Below are 20,529 nucleotides of genomic sequence, written 5' to 3'. Positions count from 1 at the left end.
CAGATAACGCCGGGCAGTTTTTTTTGATATCCGTTGAAAATTTGTCCGTTTTTTTTGATTTTTGGAAAAACGCCCTATATTGGGAGCAGTTTAACCATTATTCACTCTGCTAAAACGATTTTTCCAAGCATGTCAACCAAATAGTTTTTTATATTTGTATAGCTTTAACGATTTAGCAAAACATTCTATTATTGAATTTATGACAAATTCCACGGCGTTAGGAATAGATATCGGCGGCTCTCACATTACCGCAGCACTGGTAGATCTTGGCACAAGATCCATCATAGAAAGTTCATGGAACCGCACACGTATTAACTCACAGGGCGAAGTAGCAGATATCATCGATGGCTGGGCGGCTGTTATCAGTGAAGTATTCACGCACGCTTCCGCAGATGTACGGCACATCGGCATCGGGATGCCTGGTCCGTTCGATTATGAACATGGGATCAGTCTCATGAAAGGGCAACACAAATATGACGCTTTATACAACCTGAACGTAAAGGAATTACTGGCAGCGCGCCTCGGCATTTCCCCGCAGCAAATCCGCTTTATCAATGATGCCGGCTGCTTCCTGCAGGGCGAAGTATTCAGCGGCGCCGGCAGGAACCACCAACAGGTAATTGGCCTGACACTGGGCACCGGACTGGGTTCCGCCATCTATCGCGACGGAACAGCCAACGATGCCAACCGCTGGTGCGCTCCCTTTAAAGAGGGTATGGCGGAAGACTATCTCTCTACCCGCTGGTTTGTAAAACGCTATGAAGAAATAAGCGCCGAAGCAGTAGCAGATGTAAAAGCGTTGGTAGCACGTATAGGCGTTGACGATAGGATATTGCAGCTGTTCAATGAGTTTGCGGTAAACCTCGGTACTTTCCTTACCAGCTTTATTAAAGAAGAACAACCTGAAATTGTAGTGATCGGCGGAAATATCGCCAATGCGGCTGACCTGTTTCTTCCCCAACTGAAAAAAGAACTGGAAAAACAACAGATCACCATCCCGGTAGTTACGGCTACCCTCGGCGAAGCCGCAGCACTGATCGGCGCAGCCAGCTTATGGTATGCCTTCCAGGAAGCATAAGCACCACCCGTTCAGCAAAAGCATAAAATAATAAGAAGCTATTGGCGCAATGACCAAAGCAGGTAAGTTCCCGGAGCATATTCATCTCCGGAAAAAATATCCGCTCCGGTGCCTGTGCCAGTAGCTTTTTGTTTATTGCTTTCACCTTTCTGCTTTTTCCTTTATATTAGGGGCATCAACCACTTCTAAATATTTACTGTTTGAAAGACCGCCTAATTGGAGCTGATAATATTTTGTGGAACAATGTCATCCTGGGGGATCAGCAAGCCTACAGGGAGTTGTATGAGATGTATGCGGATGTGCTTTTCCGGTATGGCTTAAGATATATAAAAGATACCAGTACGATAAAAGACTGTATCCAGGAGCTTTTTACCAGTCTTTATCACTACAGGAATAACCTGGCGCATGACGTGAACATCCGGTTTTACCTGCTCCGGTCATTCCGCAGGAAAATCCACCAGGCCGTAAAAAAGAATGCTACTATGCTGCATACCGCCAATCCGGAAGACTATTTCTCGATTGTCTATGAGCCGGATGCAGAACAGCTGCTGATTGCAGCGGAGCAGCAACAGGAAATGCTCCGGCTGCTGGCCCGTGAACTCAACGAATTACCCGCCCGGCAGAAAGAAGTCCTTTTCCTCAAATTCAACTGCAGCCTGTCGTACGAAGAAGTGGCAGGAATCATGAAAATAAGTGTACCTACCTGTCGCACCCTCGCCTACAGGGCGTTCCGGCAACTGCGCGCCAACATGGAAAAGGTACCGGTGCTGCCGTTAATGATCCTCTTAATGTCCTGGATTTCCCGGGAACATCCCTGAATAAAAAAAAGTTTCGTTCCGTAGTCTATATCCTGTTTGTTTGTTGCTCTATATAGCAAAGATGCCGTAAGATGCCTGATAAGAAACACCTGAAACTGGAAGACCTGCTTGGTAATGACCAGGAGCCGCCTGCACAAAGCGATGATCCCGTGCAACAACAAATGGCAGATGCCGTGCAACGCATGATCACAAACGCCGCCACAGAAACATGGGACCCGGCCGATAAAGCCCTGTTGTGGCAGGATATCGCCGCGGGGTTAGTAGCCAAACCATTTGTGCACAGATACCTGTTCCTCAAAATCGCCGCTGCCGTCCTGCTGTTGTTGTCCGTGGCCACCTGGTTGTTCTGGCCCCAGGCTCCGCACTCACTGGTACAGTTTGCTCAGCAGCAACACCTGGAACGCGCCACCGATACCCGCTTGATCCTCGGGCAGCAACCCGCGATCGTGGTAAAAGGAAAAAACGCATCACTGGTATATGGAGGTAAAAGCGTAACCATCAACGCGGATAGCACCCTGTCGTCTACAGCCCCATACAATACCCTGTTGGTACCTTACGGCCGCCGCGCCCGCCTCCAGCTGGAAGATGGCACCATCGTGCTGCTGAATGCCGGCTCCCGCCTTGTTTATCCCACTACCTTTCACCGGAAAAAACGGGAAGTATACCTGGAAGGGGAAGCCTTTTTTGAGGTAGCCCCCAATGCCGGATCGCCATTTTTCGTATATGCTTCACGTATAGAAACAGAAGTGCTCGGCACCTCCTTTAATATCAGCGCTTATCCGGACGACCACCAGCAAAGCCTGGTGCTGGCATCGGGAAGTGTGCGCCTCCACCTGCCTTCACAGCGCCGCTTCGGGAAACATTCCCGTCAGCTGCAACCCAACGAAATGGCTACGGTAGGCATGGAAAGCGAAAACCTGCAGGTAAGCACCGTGAACGTAGCTACCTATACCGCCTGGAAAGACGGACGCCTGCTGTTTTACAGTACACCGCTGAAAGAAATCCTGAAAAAATTAACGCGTTACTATAATATACAGCTGGACCTTGCATCAACACAACCCGGACTGGAAACCTGTTCCGGCAACCTTGACCTGGAAGATCATCTTGAAAACGTACTTGACGTGATATGCGCTACCAACTCACTGCGCTATGAGCGCCAGGGACAACGCATCGTACTGAAAGAGAAAGACTAATTACCATACATATCACCAAAAAAAAACCGGAAGATGGTGGGACATCTTCCGGTTGCACAGCCCCGCCGAAGCGGGGACGGGCTTGTCTTTTTGTTTAACTAAAAAAACTGTAGTGAAGTTATGAAAAAAATCTATGCACAATGGCGGGTACCGCCAGGCAATGTTTTTGCCATTAAACTCCTGAGAACAATGAAACTGACTGTAATTTTACTGTTCATCGCTATCCTTGGGGTTTCTGCTACCGGCAAGTCGCAGGACGAACACCTCAACATCAAACTGCACCAGGGAACCTTACCCCAGCTGTTTAACCAGATCCAGTCGCAAAGCCGCTGGCGTATCTTTTATAAAGATGAACTGGTAAACAGGGAACAACCGCTGACGCTTGATCTGCAGGACAAAAAGATCAACGAAGTACTGGACAAAGCCCTGCTAAATACAGGTCTCAGCTACCGTATCATGCGCAACCAGGTCGCCATCATTCCGAAGGAAAAAAGTAAGCCGGAGCAACGCCTGTCAGCCGCCTCGCCGTCGGAAGACAGTACCTATCTTATACGCGGACGGGTATACGATACGCATGAACCTCCGCAGGCGCTACCGGGAGTGACGATACGGGTAAAAGACAATAACAGTCTTGGTACCACTACCGACGCCGATGGTTACTTCACCTTCCGCGCTAAAAAAAATGCGGTGCTTGTTTTTACGCAAATGGGATACCTCGCGCAGGAGTATACCATTATCCGCAGCCACAATGCATTGAACATTTCCCTGAAAGAAAACGTAGCCGCCCTCGATGAAGTAGTAGTGGTGGGCCTTTCGGAGCAGCAACGGAAACATATTGCCAGCTCCATCAGCTCTGTAAATATTGCGCAGCAAACCAATGGTAAGCCCATTACCGCATTATCGCAGGCATTACAGGGAGGCGTTACCGGTCTACAGGTAACGCAAAGTTCTGGTCTGCCCGGCGGCGATGCCGCCATAATAAAGATCCGTGGCATCAGCACAACGAACGCCTCCAATCCATTGGTGATGGTGGATGGCGTGCCAATGGACATGAACTATATTGATCCCGTTACCGTGGAAAGCGTTACCATCCTGAAGGATGCTGCCGCTGCCGCTGTGTACGGCGCCCGCGCCGCTAACGGTGTTATACTGGTAACTACCAAACGCGGCGTAGCCGGAAGGGTAGCCGTTACCTACGATGGTTATTATGGTGTGCAGTCGCCCTCCTCCATGCCGGCGCTGGTGGAAGCGCCGCAATATATGCGCATGTTTAACGAAGCACAGGTGAATGCCGGCAACGCGCCATTCTATTCCGAAGAAGATATTCAACACACTGAGGCCGGCGACGACCCGGTAAAATATCCGAACACCGACTGGCAGAAGGAAATCCTGAACCGCGCAGCGCCTATTACCAGTCACTCGGTGGGAGTGAGCGGTGGTAACAGCCTCGCACGTTTTGCCTTAACGGCCAACTACCAGAACCAGCAGGGGATGATCCCGCTCAATCACTCCAATAAATATAATATCCGCGCCAATACTTCCATTACCCTCAACAAAAAGTTCCTGGTTTATATGGACATGCTGGCCATCAAACGGAATACTTTTTATCCTAACCGTCCCAATGGCAGTAACGGAAACAGGATACTGGAAGATATTTTCCGTGTGCCGCCCACTATTCTTCCCAAATACCCGGCTAAAGATGGTGCACCGGTAATATACGGCCGCTATGTGGATATCGTGAACCCCGTGGCTTACGCCGAACATGGTGGTAAGGCTGCTAACGAGTACGGGCAATCCAGTATCAACCTGCAGCCAAAGTGGGAGGTGTTGCCCGGTCTGAATCTCCGCGGTCAGTTCAGCTTCCGGCTCAACAGTGATGTAACCCGCGCTTCCCGCGATAATTATTACTTCTTTGATTATTATACCGGCAAACTGGTACAAACATGGGGTGTGCAGCGATCTGCCGAAATGGATAGGACTACTTATTATTATGCAGGTGTTACCGCGGACTATACCTATGACCTGAAAGATCATCATTTTTACTTGATGGGTGGCTATTCACAGGAAGAGAATAATAGTAAATTCTGGGATGTAAATTCCCTGTTATCGTTTTACGGTAAAGTAAATTACTCTTATAAAGATAAATACCTGTTGGAAGGAGCCATTCGTACAGATGGTTCATCGCGTTTTGGTCCCGGTCATAAATACGGCACTTTTCCTTCCGTAGCACTGGGCTGGAATGTGCATAAAGAACATTTTATGACGCCGGTGTCTTTCATTAATAACATGAAACTCCGCGCTTCCTTCGGCCGGCTGGGCAATGAGAATATAGACCCTTATCAATATCAGAATATGATCAGCGCCACAGATGGTGTGGAGTCAATTTTTGGTAACCCGGACATTACCTGGGAAACAGTAGACATGCTGGACCTTGGGCTGGACCTGGCTTTGTTTCAAAGCAAACTGGAATTTACTTTTGATTTCTACAACAAAACCACCAATGGTATTATCCTCAAGCCACCGGTATCCTATGTAGGCGGTATGGGCACTCCTCCTATCAATGCGGGTAAACTGCGGAACAGGGGAGTGGAGTTGTCGCTAAACTATAATGGTCGCATAGGTAAGGATATCACTCTTTCTATACGTCCCGGTGTTTCTTATAATAATAACACCTTCCTTACAGTGTTGGGCGGTCCTTATATCAGTGGCAGGAACATTAACAAAGAAGGATACGCACTGAGAAGTTTGTATGGCTATAAAACAAGCGGCCTGCTCCAATCGTCCGATTTCAAGCCGGATGGTACGCCGCTGGTGCCTGTTATGGCCAATGCCAAACCAGGAGATATCCGCTACCTGGATCAGAACGGGGATAATATCATTGATGGGAATGATCAAACGGTGATTGGTAATCCCACACCGCAGGCCGACTTCTTCGCCAACTTTCGCATTACCTATAAAAAATGGGAGCTGGAAATGCTGTTGCAGGGCGTGAGCAAAAGCGATGCAGTATTAAGCGGCATGCTGGCTTACCCGTTGGATATGTCGTCCGATGGCGGCGTTCCAACGAAGTATTACGCCGATAACTACTGGACGCCGGAACGCACCAATGCCCGCTTTCCGCGCTTAACAACCACACCGGATATCAATAAGCTGTCGTCCGATTTCTGGATCCAGAACGGCGCATATATCAGGATGAAATACATCCAGCTGGGTTATAATTTCAGCAGCACTACGTTAAAACGTATAGGCGTTAACGGTGCCAGGATATACCTGAATGCGCAAAATCCGTTTGTATTCACTTCCATGAAACTGGTAGACCCCGAAAGCCAGGGCAACCAATGGACGTATGGCATTATGAAAATGTATACCGCAGGGGTAAGTATTCAACTATAACCATTCAACTTTTCGCGATGAAAATGAAATTCAACATAACGATGATACTGGGCCTGGTATTACTGTGTTCACCGGGCTGCAAAAAATTTCTCACCCACGATAATCCCTCCGGTGTTACCGACCTGGAGTGGTGGAAAACGGAGACTCACGCCTATAATGCGCTGGGTTCTATTTATGCCGGGGTGCCGGCAGGTTCCAGCGGCAGGAATGTAATGTTCTGGTCGGGCCTGAGCGACGAAGCCGTTTGCCGCGGCGACTTCCGGGGCAACTACGATATTTATACCCGCGGATTGCAAAATCCTACCTGGGATGTGGCCGAATGGATCTGGCGGGATGATTATATAGATGTACGCCGTGCCTGCCGTTTTCTGGAAAACGTAGATAAATGTTTTATGGACGACGAGCTGCGCACCCGTATGAAGTATGAAGCCCGTGCATTACGTGCCTTTTATCATATGGAGATCATGCTTTTTTTTGGTGACATTCCCATTGTAACGAAGTCGGTTACCCCGCTGGAGAACCGCCTCAAAAGAGATCCTGCGGAAAAGGTGTATGAATTTATCCTGAGCGAGTTAAAGGACTGTGCGGAGAACTTACCGAAAGAATATGACAGCGATGAAACATGGCGTATTTCCGCAGGGGCCTGTAATGCGCTGATTGTGCGGCTGGCGTTGTTTTTCCATCACTATGATGTGGCCAGGGATGCAGCGGCAAAGATCATTGGCACAGGCGTATATAAATTGCACCGCAGTGAAAAAGCTGGCGTGAACAGTTATGCTGAATTGTTCAGCTACACCGGTGAATTAAACAAAGAGCGTATTTTTTTCAAAGCCAATGGCTGCGATAACGCATGGACCACCTTTGCGCCTTATGGCATTGGCGGAGAAACCTATGTATCGCCCACTGCGCAGGTAGTAGATAACTTTGAAACAAAACAGGGTAAAACCCCGGCGGAGCTGGGACCTGATTCCATGGCATTATACCGCAAGGATCCTAACTATAAAAATAACCGTGATCCCCGCCTGGCCGCATCTGTCCTGTATCCCGGTCAATCTTACCTGGACGCCAATTATATTCTTTCTCCCTTTGATAATGCTACCAGCAACACCGATAAAATAGGTGTGCAGAAATCCACTGCCACCGGTTACTGGATCCGGAAATACCTCGATCCGCGCGACCGGCAGGGCAGGAAAGGTTCCCTCGATTTTATGTATATCCGTTACAGTGAGATCTTGTTATCCTATGCAGAAGCCATGATTGAGCTGGGCGACTGGCAGGATCCGCTGATCATACAATATTTGAATGATGTTCGTACCAGGGCCGGTATGCCGGTGGTTGACCAGCAGCGCTACAATAGTGCAGCCATGCTGCGGCAGCTGGTGCGCCGGGAACGGCAGGCGGAGCTGGCATTTGAAGGACAACGGTATTTTGATATCCGGAGATGGGGCATTGTTAAGCAGGTGATGAACGGGCAGGTATTTGGCGCTACCAATCCCGAAACAGGTGTGGCCGTAAAGGTGCAGGACCGTTCGTATACCGACCGGGATTACCTTTGGCCCATACCGGAAAAGGAAATGTTGTCTAACCCGGAAATGACGCAGAACACCGGGTATTAATTTTTACCGTTTATCAAATTTTCATTACTGTACTTGCATATCATCTTGTTAGATTATATCTTACCATTCATACAACCACGATGTGACAATACAGTGAATATATCATCATACAGTGAACTAATACTATCAATCAAAACAAATCCAGGCATTCAATTAAACTGAATTATGGCGAAACAAAACAGCGATTCAAGGCGGGCATTTCTCAAAAATTCCCTGGGAGCGCTTGCTGCATTTACAATTGTGCCCAGGCATGTGCTGGGCCGCGGTTACCTGGCGCCCAGCGACCAGCTGACCAAAGCCGTTATAGGCACCGGTGGCATGGGACGCGGCCACTTTGGCTACGCCGGCACCCGGGTAGTGGCGCTCTGCGATGTAGACCGCAGTCACCTGAAACTGGCAATGGACCAGCTGGGAGATAAAAGTAAAGGTGTAAAAACCTTTAGCGACTACCGCGAAGTGATCACCCTGCCGGAGGTAGATATTGTACACGTGGCCACGCCGCCGCACTGGCATGGTATCATTGCCGCAGACGCCGCACGCGCCGGTAAAGACATCTGGTGTGAAAAACCGATGACAGCCACCATTGGCGAAGGCAAACGTCTCGTGGAAGCAGTACAGCAACATGGAAGGATCTTCCGCCTGAATACCTGGTTCCGCTTTGAAGACCGTTTTTATGGAATGGGCACTACGGTGAAGCCGATTAAAAAACTGGTAGACAGCGGCCTGCTTGGCTGGCCGCTGAAAGTTACCGTGAGCAAGCATACGGGTTTCGACTGGAAATTCTATTGGGTAGGTAAAACCAACCTGGAAGCCATGCCGGTACCGAAAGAACTGGATTATGATATGTGGCTGGGGCCGGCGCCTTACCGTCCGTATAACCCCCACCGGGTGCACCAAACCTTCCGTGGTTACTGGGACTATGATGGAGGTGGTTTGGGAGATATGGGCCAGCATTACCTGGATCCTATCCAGTATTTCCTGGGTAAAGATGACACCAGCCCGGTAAGTGTGGAAGTAGATGCGCCACAACAGCATCCTGATGCAGTGGGCACCTGGAGAAGAATTACCTACACCTATGCAGATGGTTGCCAGATCATCCTCGATGGCGATGGCGCCGATGAAAAGGCCGCTTATATAGAAGGACCCAAAGGAAAACTCTACCCGGGTTTCCGCTCAGATATCCAGGACCTGGAAAAGAAACTGGCGGCATTCCCTGACCCCGCGCCACAACAAACAGATTTTGTGGACGCTGTAAAGAACCGCCGGAAGTTTGCGTTGAACGAAGAAAATGGTCATCGCTCCGCTACCCTGGTGAACATGGGTAAGATTGCCCTGCGCCTGAACCGCTCGCTGAAATTCGATCCGGTGAAACAGGAATTTATAGAGGATGCAGGCGCCAATGCGCTGATCTATCAGCCAATGCGCGGACCGTGGACTATCTAAACCATCAAGTAAACGAATTATGAAAAAGATACAATACTTACTCGTTGCATTACTGGTTGGCTGGAGTAGCCTGGTTTCCGCACAGGGGCCATCAGATCAGCGTGCGTTTCATACTAAAATAGCCGATGTGCTGGCGTTGATGCCAGCCCCCAATAAAACGCAGTTTAACACCAATATGGAGTCGATTGCGGCGCTGGGGGAAGAAGGGCTTACTACCATTGCCGGTATGCTGGCAGCGCCCGGAAAAGGGAATAATACGCAGCTGGAATATGCACTGGCCGGATATGCTTATTATGTTACGCAACCCGGAAAAGAAGCAGCCCGTAAACAGGCTTCTGCGGCGCTTTGCAAAGCATTGGCCAAAACAGCGGAGCCGGAAAATAAGTTTTTCCTGATCACCCAGCTGGAAACCCTGGCAGATGATAATGCCACAGGCACGTTACAATCGTACCTCACAGACAACCGTTTGTGCGATCCTGCTGCCCGCGCATTGGTAAAGGTTAACACACCCGCCGCGCAACAGGCCCTGTTACAGGCGCTCAGCACCGCTTCCGGCGATAGCCGTATCACCCTTACAGAAGCGTTGGGAGATAGCCGTTATACCGCTGCTGCCGCCGCTATTGCACCACTGGCCACCAGTGCCGATAAGAAACTCGCTAAAGTAGCGCTGTATGCGCTGGCGCAGATCGGTGCGCCGGCTTCTGCCCCTGTATTGGCTACCGCCGCTGCCAACAGCGGTTACTCCTATGATGTGACCGACGCAACGGCTTCTTACCTGTACTACGCTAATAATATCACCGATAAAACAGCCGCCGCGAAAATAGCAGAGAACCTGCTGAAGCAAACAAAAACAGACGCGCAGGTACATACGCGCACGGCAGCATTAAAACTGCTCACCGCCATCCGCGGTGAAAAGAATATGCCGCTGCTGCTGGCCGCCGCTGATGATAAGAATGCGGAATATCGTGATGCTGCACTGAAATTTGCAGGTCAATACGGCCTTGCCGGCAACGCTTTGTGGCTGAAGAAGCTGTCGGGTTCCGATAATGCCAATAAAGCCGCCGTGATAGGTATGTTGGGAGATAATAAAGTGGCCGCTGCTTTACCTGCGCTCCAGAAGTTACTGGGTAGCAAATATGAAGGCGTAAAACTTGCTGCTGTCAAAGCGGCCGGCCAAACCGGCGGCGCCGCTGCCTTACCCACCCTGCTGCAAACCATGAAAACCGGCGATGCAGTTACCGTGGAAGCCGTAAAGCAGGCGCTCCTGGTTATGCCCGGCGACGAAGTAGCTGCACAATCCGGCGCTTCGCTGGCTATCATGCCGGCTGCAGCGCAACCAGCCTTACTAACGGTACTGGCCGCACGTAAAGCAGACAACCGCGTAAATGATGTACTGCCACTGACCGCCAGCACAGATGCCGGTACCCGCAGTGCGGCCATTGCCGCATTGAAGGATGTGGCTACAAAGGCAAATCTTCCCGAATTATTTACCTTACTCAATAACACCACCAGCGAAACGGATATCGCCAGCATACAGGCTGCGCTCATCAGTGCCGGCGCCACCAGCAGCGATGTGCTTGCACAAATGAAGCAGGCGCCTGCCGGACAGCAATCCCGCTATCTTCCTGTATTGGCGGGTATCGGTGAAAAAGATGCCCTGGTACCGGTAGTTACCTCTTTTAATAACGGAGACGCCGCTACGAAAAAAGCAGCAGTAAGGGCATTGTCTTCCTGGAAAGATATGGCCGCTACCCCTGCGCTCTTAAAAATTGCGCGCGAAGATGCTACCTATCGTGATGAAGCACTTGCAGGCTATATAGCGCTTATCCGCCGCTCCGCTTTGCCTGCCGATCAGCAGCTGCTGATGTTCCGCAACGCCATGGAGCTGTCGCCCTCAACGGCGATACAGCAAAAAGTACTGGAAGGTGTAGAGCGCTGCAAAACATTGCCTGCATTGTTATTTGCCGGCAACTACCTCGACAATGCACCGGTACAACAGGCCGCTGCTAATGCCGTAATGAATATCGCGCTGGCGGATAAAAGTTACAATGGCGCCATCGTGCGTTCCCTGTTAGAGAAAACAGCAAAGGTGCTGAACGGCCCCGATGCCGATTACCAACGGCAGTCGATCCGCAAATACCTCGCTGAAATGCCCGCCGGTGAAGGATTCGTTCCGCTCTTCAACGGTAAAGACCTTACCGGTTGGAAAGGACTTGTAGAGAACCCGGTAGCACGCGGTAAAATGGATGCCAAAGCACTCGGCAAAGCGCAGGACAAAGCAAACGACAACATGCGCAAGGGCTGGTCTGCAAAAGACGGCCTGCTGGTGTTTAGCGGCAGTGGCGATAACCTCTGCACCGAAAAGAAATATGGCGATTTTGAAATGCTGGTAGACTGGAAGATCACCTCCCAGGGCGATGCCGGTATTTATCTCCGTGGTTCCCCGCAGGTACAGATCTGGGACACCTCCCGTACCGATGTGGGCGCACAGGTAGGATCCGGCGGTTTATACAATAATCAGCAGCATGAAAGCAAGCCACTTAAATTAGCAGACAACGCTATCGGCGAATGGAATCATTTCCGCATCCTCATGCAGGGCGATCGCGTAACAGTATATCTCAACGGAGAACTTGTTACTGACAACACCATCCTGGAAAACTACTGGAACCGCGGATTGCCGATCTTCCCGGAAGAGCAGATTGAGCTACAGGCGCATGGCACCTACGTAGCGTACCGCGACCTGTACATCCGTGAAATTCCCCGTCCGAAGCCTTACGTGCTGAGCGATGAAGAAAAGAAAGCCGGCTACAAAATGTTGTTCGATGGCACCAACATGCACGAATGGACAGGCAACACCAAAGACTATGTAATCGATAACGGCAACCTGGTGATCTATCCAACGAATGGTGGTCATGGTAATCTCTATACGAAAGATGAATATAAAAACTTCTCTTTCCGTTTCGAATTCCAGCTGACACCTGGCGCTAACAATGGTCTTGGTATCCGCGCACCACTGGAAGGCGATGCCGCCTATGAAGGTATGGAGTTACAGATCCTCGATAACGAAGCAGACATCTATAAAGACCTGCAGGTATATCAATATCATGGCTCCGTATACGGTGTAATCCCTGCCAAACGTGGCTTCCTGAAACCTGTTGGAGAGTGGAATACAGAAGAAGCCATTGTAGATGGCACGCATGTCAAAATAATACTGAATGGCACCGTTATCCTCGACGGCGACATTGCAGACGCCCGTAAAAACGGTACACTGGATCATAAGAAGCATCCTGGCCTGAACAGGGAAACTGGTCATATCGGTTTCCTCGGACATGGATCAATTGTGAGGTTCAGGAATATCAGGGTGAAAACGCTGTAGTTTTTTGTTTGAGATATAGAACCGTTCCTGCGCAAGTAGGAGCGGTTTTTTTATGGCTGTACCGGTCAATATTTCTTCCTTCCGGGCCCTGGATAGTATAAGATAAAATCCCACGAATGTGGGATGATCCGGTTAATAATAAGTTAATTACTTTTGGCCCGGATTTAACTGATTTTTACTATTTTGCGTCAGAATTAACTGTAGTGTTCAACCCAGTAAGAATGTAACTGTTTACCCTGATAGTAAGTCATAGTTGTATACCTGATAAGTTGGTTTTATTATTTTATCCTTTATTTATGAAATATTCTTGTTCCCTGCTTCTTTCTTTTGTTGCGTTGAGCAGCTACGCCCAGAATAAACTGGAAGCCACCGGTAATGCAGGTATCGGCACCACTTCGCCCACAGAAAAGCTGGAAATTTACTCCGCGGGTTTATCAAACATAAAACTGACCCATCCCTCCGACGTTTTAGGAGTGGTAGGTGCGCTCAAATTTAATATGGCTGGTTCTGACCTGGGAAAACTGGAAGTGGAGAGAACTGACGCTTCAGGAAGAATGTCTGCTATGAAATTTTTTGTGAGAGGCAGTGGTGGTGAATTTGAAGCAATGAGGATTGTAAATAATGGATTTGTGGGAATTGGAGAAACCTCACCGTCTGCCAGGCTGCATGTTGCCGGTTCACCTGGAACTGTATTTGCCAGATTTACACAAAAAAATGTTGCTGTGGGAGATGGCGCACTGAGCTTCATGAGTGCCACTGATACCCTGTCGAGTTATATTCCTCATATAAAGGGACGCAGTTATGCGCCAGGCCGGTCATTAGGTCTTTATCTTACTGCAGAAGTGGAGGATGTACTCCCTGCTTCTGATATTGCCTATGGAGGAATAATACTTGACAGCAGAAATAAAACAGGTGCGAGGCTGGCAATCGGTAACGTACTGGCGGTCAACAGTGCCGGCGTAAACCTCATGTTGGTAAAAGCCAATGGCAGCGTAGCCATAGGAACCGCAGATACCAAAGGCTATAAGCTGGCCGTAAACGGCAGCGGCATCTTTACAAGGGTAGTGGTGAAAACCTATGTCAACTGGCCGGATTTCGTTTTTCACGCAGATTACAAATTGCCAGCCCTGTCTGAAGTAGAGCAGTTTGTTGTAAAGAATCAACATCTTCCTGGTATTCCATCTGCCAGTGAAATAGAAAAAGACGGAGTGGATGTAGGAGAGATGAATAAGCAGTTATTGCAGAAAGTAGAGGAGCAAATGTTGTATATTATAGAGATGAATAAGCAGCTGGCTACTCTTTCTAAAGAAGTAGAAGTGCTTAAACAGAAGATCGCGACTAAATAACCCCCGGATTTGCCATGAAAACTATTTATCAACTGACCTTACTATTGTTCGTCTGCCTGTGCACCGCACAGGCGCAGGACAGCCTGCTGCAGAAAGCCAACGCCATTCCGGGTAAGTACCTGTCGCAGGTAAAACAAAAGTCAGATAAAATGGAGCGGCAGATCACCCAGCGCAGCGAAAAAGCCCTGAGCCGGTTTATGAAACAGGAGGAAAAGCTGAAACGCCGGCTGGGCCGCATTGATTCCCTCAAAGCCAATAATCTTTTTGCACATTCCATCGATTCCCTCGGGAGCCTGAAATCCCGTATGAAAGGTAAGCTGGGAAAGTATTCCGGTGCCTTAACCCAATCCGGTGGTCCTTATCTTGATAGCCTTAGCAATTCATTGTCCTTTCTAAAAGATTCCAAAGGTTTACTGGAAAAGTCCAAGGGTGTTACCGATAAATTGAATGGCTCGTTAAAGTCAGTCGATAACCTGAAAGATAAACTGGCCCAGGCAGAGCAGATCAAAGCGTACATCCGTGAGCGTAAACAGCTGCTGAAAGAACAGTTAAGTCAGTATACCGGCTTCACCAAAGATCTGCAGAAGATGAATAAAGAAGCCTACTATTATGCGCAGCAACTGAAAGAATACAAAGAGGTTTTTAAAGATAAAAAGAAAGCAGAGCAAAAAGCAATGGAAGTGATTAAGAAGATCCCCGCTTTCAATGACTTCATGCAAAAACATTCTCAGCTCGCCAGCCTGTTTAATATACAAGGCGGGAGTGCATCAGCCCCCAACCTTGAAGGACTGCAAACCCGCAACCAGGTAGAACAGCTGATCCAGCAGCGCTTAGGCAGCGGCCCCAATGCCAGTGCGGCCGTAAGCCAGCAAATGGCAGAAGCCCGCAGCAAATTCGACGAACTGAAAAGCAAGTTCCCAGATCTTGACAACGCCGCGGAGATGCCCGATTTCAAGCCAAAGGAAATGAAAACAAAAAGCTTCCTGCAGCGATTGGAGTTTGGCAGCAATATCCAGTTTCAGCGCAGCAATAAATTCTTCCCCACTACCGGCGACCTCGCCGGACAAGCAGCCTATAAATTCCATAAGAATGGAAGCGCAGGTCTTGGTCTTTCATACAAACTGGGCATGGGTACCGGCTTTGATAACATTCATTTCTCCGGTCAGGGTATGGGCATCCGTTCCTTCATCGACTGGAAACTGAAAGGCACCTTTTTCCTGAATGGCGGCTATGAGCAGAATTATCAACCGGATTACGCAGGGGTACCGGAAGGAGTAGGGCAGAAGTGGACACAGAGCGGGTTGATTGGGATCAGTAAGAAGTACAAGATCAATAGTAAGCTGAAAGGTAATATGATGGTGTTGTTTGACTTTTTGTATAACCAGCATGTGCCGCGGACGGATCCGGTGAAGGTGAGGCTGGGGTATAATTTTTAATTTTTTTGTTAACCAAAATGTTTTTGAAATGCGTTCTTTTTTTAACCCGTACCGTTTTTTAACCTGTATCATTTTAATTATTTCCAGCTTAAGTACAAAAGCCGTCTGTGTAACGGGACCGGGAGATTGGCTTGTAATGGGGAATACAAATACCAATGTATCTCCCTACAATTTTTACTATTATAAAGTAGCCAAAATTAATAGTGACGCACACCGGTATGGCACTACCATTGAATTGGATATACAGGGAGATGCCAATTACTATAACTTGCAAGGTACCTACCGTATCCGTATCGACAAATATGAAATTACCACCGGTAGATTTGATGGATTGGAAATTCGCTCTATTTCCGGGAATCCATCCGCAGCTACCTTTTATGTTTTTAATGACGCTTTATGGGTAAAATCCAATTGCCTATGGGGGAGTATTTACTATCGCACTATTGACTATCTGCCAAACAGCCCTATAAATACAGCACCTTTCGAACAAACCACCACAGCCCCGACCGGCTTTGTCGCAAATACCAGTACCTATGGCCTGAAGTGCGATTTCGATAATAATCAGTATTATCAGTTGTCCTATGAAGATGTTCAGGGAAATACCACGAATATGGGGAAGATGGGGATAGGTACGGTGCCGGGATATGTGCTGCATACGGTTGCAAAAGGTAATACTGCTAAAGCATCTGCTTACCTGTGGGGAGAGTACTATGGTGCCGCGGTAGGTACGCTGAATGGAACAGCTGCCAACTATTCATTTGCCGTTTTTAACAATGCTAATACAGATGGCTCCGGTGCTGCTGGCGGAGGTAAGCCACTGTTATACGTAAGAGGTGACGGTAACGTCGGAATAGGGACGAATGCCCCCCAGGCAAAACTGGCAGTGAAGGGAGATATTGTTGCCCAGAAAGTGAAGGTTACACAAAGTGGCTGGGCGGATTTTGTATTTCATCCGGATTATGAGCTGCCATCATTACAGGAAGTAGAACGTTTTATTAAGACCAATAAGCATTTACCGCAAATTCCATCTGAGAAGGAGATTGAGAAAGAAGGACTGGATGTGGGAGAGATGGATAAGAAGCTGTTGCAGAAGATTGAGGAGTTGACGTTGTATATTATTGATCTCAAGAAGGAAAGTGTGGAACAGCGGAGGGAGTTGGAGATGTTGAAGGAGAGGATTAGTAAATTACCAGATCCGGGCAATTGCAGAAATGCCGTGTTTTAAATTTTGTACAACCAGCATTTGCCACGGACAGACCCGGTAAAGGTGAGGCCGGGGTATAATTTTTTAGAGATAGAATTAGTATTAAAGACCTATACTTTTGTTAAGAATGAAATGTTCGTTTCCAAGGCGTAGTATCATTCGCCAGATTTGTTTACAGATTGCCCTGTGCTGTGTTTGTGTAATGCCATTGTTAGCTCAATCAGCGGATTCTAAAATAACGCCTCCCAGGCCTGTTCCTCCTTCCCCGGAAGTGGCTTCACTGTTTAAATTCAGTGAATTGCCGGTAACATTGTACACTGGGTTACCTAATGTGAGTATCTCCATGTTTGAGATAAAGCTAAAGGACCTGACGATTCCTGTTACATTGCAATATCACACCGGAGGGATAAAGATAGATGAGGTAGCATCCACCGTTGGAATGAACTGGACCTTATCTGCTGGAGGAAGTGTGAACGCCATGATACGTGGACGCGATGATCTGAGTAATGGCTATCCTGGGTATTTGCCTATTACCGATCAGATTTATGCAGGACATGGGCAGTACGATATAAACCAATCCGAAGGTGGTGTTTCATTCTTATGGTGTAGAGATATTGCTGCAGGGCTTTCGGACCCCGAACCCGATATGTTTAATTTTAACGCGCCAGGCATTAGCGGTAAATTTTTTCTCGGATTGGAAGGGGCTGCTCATATAGTTCCTGTACAACCAGTGAAAGTGAAACTTTATGATGGAGATGGAATTAAAATAGTCAGCGAAAAAGGGGTTGTTTATTATTTCAGTAAACGTGAAATCAGCTATGCAACTGCGGCCGGATCGGCAAACGATAATTATTATCTGACCCGTATCATTACACCATCAAAAGACACGGTTGACTATGTTTATGAAGCCAGCAATTATACTTATAAAAGTTATTTTGGTGAGTCCCGTGTGAAATTTATATCCGGGGTTAATAGTCCTGAATTGCTTGCACAGGCAGGAGATGTGATTGCGCACCTAAACAGCTATGATAGTGTACGGGTAACAGGATGGCGGATTAAGGCGATTAACTGCACAAATGGTATGAATGTGAATTTTTCTTACCTCACAACTGGCCGTAAGGATTTGCCGGGAACAAATGCTTTAAAGGATATTTCTCTTTATTATAAAACAGGCTTTATTAAAAAGTTTGTACTGAAACAGGAATACCGGGGAGATTCAACTAGACCGGATTTTTGCCGATTGTGGTTATCAGAAGTTTATGAGGAAGGGAAAAACGGGATGAAGGTAGCACCATACAAGTTTTTTTATGATCCTACTGCTTTACCCTCAAGACTTAGTAACGGACAGGATCATTGGGGTTATGCAAACAGCAGTGGGGGAAGTACCCGCTTGCCCAAAAATGATATTTATTGGCCGTTAGATCCGGTATCGGCAAACAGGGAACAAGATACCAGTAAATCAAAAGCTGGTATTATGACAAGGCTGCAATATCCCACAGGTGGAAGTACTGATTTTACTTATGAGCCCAATGACGTTTGGGTGGAGAATGAGCAAACGATTACATATAGTGCTGTAACAGAAGGTGTATACGGTACGCCTTTTACGCGTAAGGAGCGGACCTTTACGATTCCTCCTGGAGCGCAATCAAAGAAAATCTTTTATAACACTTATGCCTCCCCTCCTTCAACGGGAGGAGGTGGTGGTGGAATAGAAGATCCTCCAGGAGAAGACGAAGGAACCTGTAATATAACAGTGATAAGACCTAATGGATTGCCACCCATAGACTATTTAGGCAGTAATTCAAATCCAAATGGAGAAGCTGTTAACTGGGGACCTGGTCAGTACACAGTTGTGGTAGATACTTACGGCGATAATTCAAGATCTTTTTTTGAACTGAAATATGAGAAGTACGATACTTCATATTATACCGGCAACAAAATTGTAGGCGGCTGGAGGATAAAGAGGCTGGCATATAAAGATCCATTTACTCCTGCAGGGGATAAGGTGTATAATTATTCCTATGCAATACCGGATATAGTTCCGTTACATTCAAGTGGTACATTGCCGGCATCAAAACCACAGTATGAATATCTTCGTAACCTCACTTTGCGCAAAATAATTCCAGGAACAGGGGAGTTTTCGGGGCCGGAGATTATAGAACAGTCCTGCCTGGTAGCAGTACAATCGGCCAATAGTTTATTGCCACTCTGGAATGACCATGGACATATTTTCTACCCATCGGTAACTGTATATAATGGGGATAATGGTGCTAATGGTAAAACAGTGTATAATTTTTCTTATGCAGCCAATGTGGGGGGATACTATGGATACCCATTTGTTCCTTCCAGCAATTTCGACTGGCTATGTGGCTCACTCTTGAAACAGGACGACTTTATTAAAAAAGCCGATGGTACTTATAAATTGCTTCAAACTACAGAAAATAAATATGGCGTAGGACCGGATTCGGTATACTGGCGTTTGATGTATAACGTGCCGGAACCGCCGGCACATTTAAAGGGTATTGGTGTTACTGTCCGTGAAATCGTACCTGAAATGTCAGTAGGGGCAACTGTAAAGCCGCCACGTTTTGATTTTAATGACTATCATTATATCTCTGCCTGGCTTCATCTGGATTCCTCGGTTGTTACGCAATTTTCACCCAGTTCTGCCGACCAGTTAAAAACAACTACTTCCTATAAATACAAGAACGGGTTGAGTTTGCAACCAACAGAGGTGAAAGCGGCTAATAGTAAAAATGAGCAGGTAAGTACCCTCAATAATTATCCCAATGATTATAAGGGTACTGCGGTATACGATACCATGGTAGCTCGTAATATCATTACACCTGTTATTCAACAAACTCAGTTTAATAACACGGGTAATAAGATACTACTTCGAAAACAGACGAATTATACACGGACTTCAGCAGATATTTTAGCTCTGTCAAGTGTTCAGCAGGCGTTGTATAGCAATAGTCTTGATACGGAAATTGTGTATACAAAATATGATGAAAAAGGTAATCTACTGGAATGCTACGGTAAAGACGGGGTAGTTCATTCTTTTATTTGGGGGTATAATAACAATTACCCGGTGGCAGAAATTACGGGTTGTGATTATACCAAAGCCTTGTCATATATAAGACCTGCCCTACTTAAAGATCCTGTAGAACAACAATTACGCGACGAGTTAAATTTGATTCGCACCAAATTGTTGGCGGAATCTGTGATGGTTACCACTTATACCTATGCGCCTATGATAGGTATTACCAGTGTCACTGATCCTACCGGAAAAACATCGTATTATCAGTATGATGATTTAAATAGATTAAAAGTGATATTGGATCAGAATGGCAAAATATTGAAACAATACGATTATCAATATCAAAAATCGATTAGTCAGTAAATGAAAAATAATAACAAGCTCTTTGGTTCAACCTGATTGATTTTTGCATTGGTTTCAATAATTACGAGTAAAATAAATTTTCATGTTTCATCTGTCAATCCATACGCTGAAAATAATACCTTATATCTCCCTGTTTCTGACTGTGGCTAACCTTGAGGCTCAAACACCCAGCGGAACACAATTGCCAGCAGCCACCCCTGTTGGCTTACCTTCCGCATATACC

The 20,529-nt window shown here is 47.3% G+C and carries 12 protein-coding genes; 11 read left to right on the top strand and 1 reads right to left on the bottom strand.

What is annotated here, in order from left to right; genetic code table 11:
* Positions 1–199 precede the first annotated feature (199 nt).
* The 10 genes from AB6805_RS00295 (at position 200) to AB6805_RS00250 (ending at position 16,924) form a co-directional block, all read left to right on the top strand.
* The gene (locus AB6805_RS00295; protein WP_370907459.1) at positions 200–1,078 is read left to right on the top strand and encodes an ROK family protein; all 879 of its coding nucleotides are present in this window, start codon (positions 200–202) and stop codon (positions 1,076–1,078) included.
* A gap of 200 nt (positions 1,079–1,278) precedes the next feature.
* Complete coding sequence (locus AB6805_RS00290) at positions 1,279–1,896, top strand: RNA polymerase sigma factor (RefSeq protein WP_370907458.1); 618 nt, start codon at positions 1,279–1,281, stop codon at positions 1,894–1,896.
* Positions 1,897–1,967: 71 nt separating this feature from the next.
* Complete coding sequence (locus AB6805_RS00285) at positions 1,968–3,089, top strand: FecR family protein (RefSeq protein WP_370907457.1); 1,122 nt, start codon at positions 1,968–1,970, stop codon at positions 3,087–3,089.
* 120 nt (positions 3,090–3,209) lie between these two features.
* Positions 3,210–6,482, top strand: coding sequence for a TonB-dependent receptor (locus tag AB6805_RS00280; RefSeq protein ID WP_370907456.1), 3,273 nt, complete (start codon positions 3,210–3,212; stop codon positions 6,480–6,482).
* A 17-nt stretch (positions 6,483–6,499) separates the two neighbouring features.
* The gene (locus tag AB6805_RS00275; RefSeq protein ID WP_370907455.1) at positions 6,500–8,098 is read left to right on the top strand and encodes a RagB/SusD family nutrient uptake outer membrane protein; all 1,599 of its coding nucleotides are present in this window, start codon (positions 6,500–6,502) and stop codon (positions 8,096–8,098) included.
* 165 nt (positions 8,099–8,263) lie between these two features.
* Positions 8,264–9,541 (top strand): Gfo/Idh/MocA family oxidoreductase, encoded by a 1,278-nt coding sequence (locus tag AB6805_RS00270; RefSeq protein WP_370907454.1) that lies wholly within the window; start codon positions 8,264–8,266, stop codon positions 9,539–9,541.
* 19 nt (positions 9,542–9,560) lie between these two features.
* A complete protein-coding gene (locus AB6805_RS00265) occupies positions 9,561–12,917 on the top strand; it encodes a DUF1080 domain-containing protein (protein ID WP_370907453.1) in 3,357 nt (1,118 codons plus the stop codon).
* Positions 12,918–13,213: 296 nt separating this feature from the next.
* The gene (locus AB6805_RS00260; RefSeq protein ID WP_370907452.1) at positions 13,214–14,263 is read left to right on the top strand and encodes a hypothetical protein; all 1,050 of its coding nucleotides are present in this window, start codon (positions 13,214–13,216) and stop codon (positions 14,261–14,263) included.
* A gap of 14 nt (positions 14,264–14,277) precedes the next feature.
* Positions 14,278–15,699 carry a hypothetical protein gene (locus AB6805_RS00255; RefSeq protein ID WP_370907451.1) on the top strand — a complete coding sequence of 474 codons (1,422 nt, stop codon included), beginning with the start codon at positions 14,278–14,280 and terminating at the stop codon, positions 15,697–15,699.
* A gap of 136 nt (positions 15,700–15,835) precedes the next feature.
* On the top strand, positions 15,836–16,924 hold the full coding sequence (locus AB6805_RS00250) for a hypothetical protein (protein ID WP_370907450.1): 1,089 nt from the start codon (positions 15,836–15,838) through the stop codon (positions 16,922–16,924).
* Positions 16,925–17,119: 195 nt separating this feature from the next.
* Here AB6805_RS00250 and AB6805_RS00245 read toward each other — a convergent pair whose 3' ends face one another.
* Positions 17,120–17,248, bottom strand: a complete 129-nt coding sequence (locus tag AB6805_RS00245) for a hypothetical protein (RefSeq protein ID WP_370907449.1) — start codon at positions 17,246–17,248, stop codon at positions 17,120–17,122.
* Between AB6805_RS00245 and AB6805_RS00240 the strand changes: the two genes are divergently transcribed.
* Positions 17,247–20,306 (top strand): hypothetical protein, encoded by a 3,060-nt coding sequence (locus tag AB6805_RS00240; RefSeq protein WP_370907448.1) that lies wholly within the window; start codon positions 17,247–17,249, stop codon positions 20,304–20,306. The two genes, AB6805_RS00245 and AB6805_RS00240, sit on opposite strands and share 2 nt — an antisense overlap.
* The last annotated feature ends 223 nt before the right edge of the window (positions 20,307–20,529 follow it).

The organism is Chitinophaga sp. RCC_12 (assembly GCF_041360695.1).
Classification (GTDB): Bacteria; Bacteroidota; Bacteroidia; order Chitinophagales; family Chitinophagaceae; genus Chitinophaga.
The sequence above is the reverse complement of the archived record's forward strand: the minus strand, read 5'-3'. Positions and strand labels throughout refer to the sequence as shown.

Coding starts and splice junctions, on each gene's coding strand:
- AB6805_RS00255 (WP_370907451.1), top strand. CDS start 14,278: ATGAAAACTATTTATCAACTGACCTTACTATTGTTCGTCTGCCTGTGC.
- AB6805_RS00280 (WP_370907456.1), top strand. CDS start 3,210: ATGAAAAAAATCTATGCACAATGGCGGGTACCGCCAGGCAATGTTTTT.
- AB6805_RS00270 (WP_370907454.1), top strand. CDS start 8,264: ATGGCGAAACAAAACAGCGATTCAAGGCGGGCATTTCTCAAAAATTCC.
- AB6805_RS00275 (WP_370907455.1), top strand. CDS start 6,500: ATGAAAATGAAATTCAACATAACGATGATACTGGGCCTGGTATTACTG.
- AB6805_RS00260 (WP_370907452.1), top strand. CDS start 13,214: ATGAAATATTCTTGTTCCCTGCTTCTTTCTTTTGTTGCGTTGAGCAGC.
- AB6805_RS00285 (WP_370907457.1), top strand. CDS start 1,968: ATGCCTGATAAGAAACACCTGAAACTGGAAGACCTGCTTGGTAATGAC.
- AB6805_RS00295 (WP_370907459.1), top strand. CDS start 200: ATGACAAATTCCACGGCGTTAGGAATAGATATCGGCGGCTCTCACATT.
- AB6805_RS00265 (WP_370907453.1), top strand. CDS start 9,561: ATGAAAAAGATACAATACTTACTCGTTGCATTACTGGTTGGCTGGAGT.
- AB6805_RS00245 (WP_370907449.1), bottom strand. CDS start 17,248: ATGGAGATACTCACATTAGGTAACCCAGTGTACAATGTTACCGGCAAT.
- AB6805_RS00250 (WP_370907450.1), top strand. CDS start 15,836: ATGGGGAATACAAATACCAATGTATCTCCCTACAATTTTTACTATTAT.
- AB6805_RS00240 (WP_370907448.1), top strand. CDS start 17,247: ATGTTTGAGATAAAGCTAAAGGACCTGACGATTCCTGTTACATTGCAA.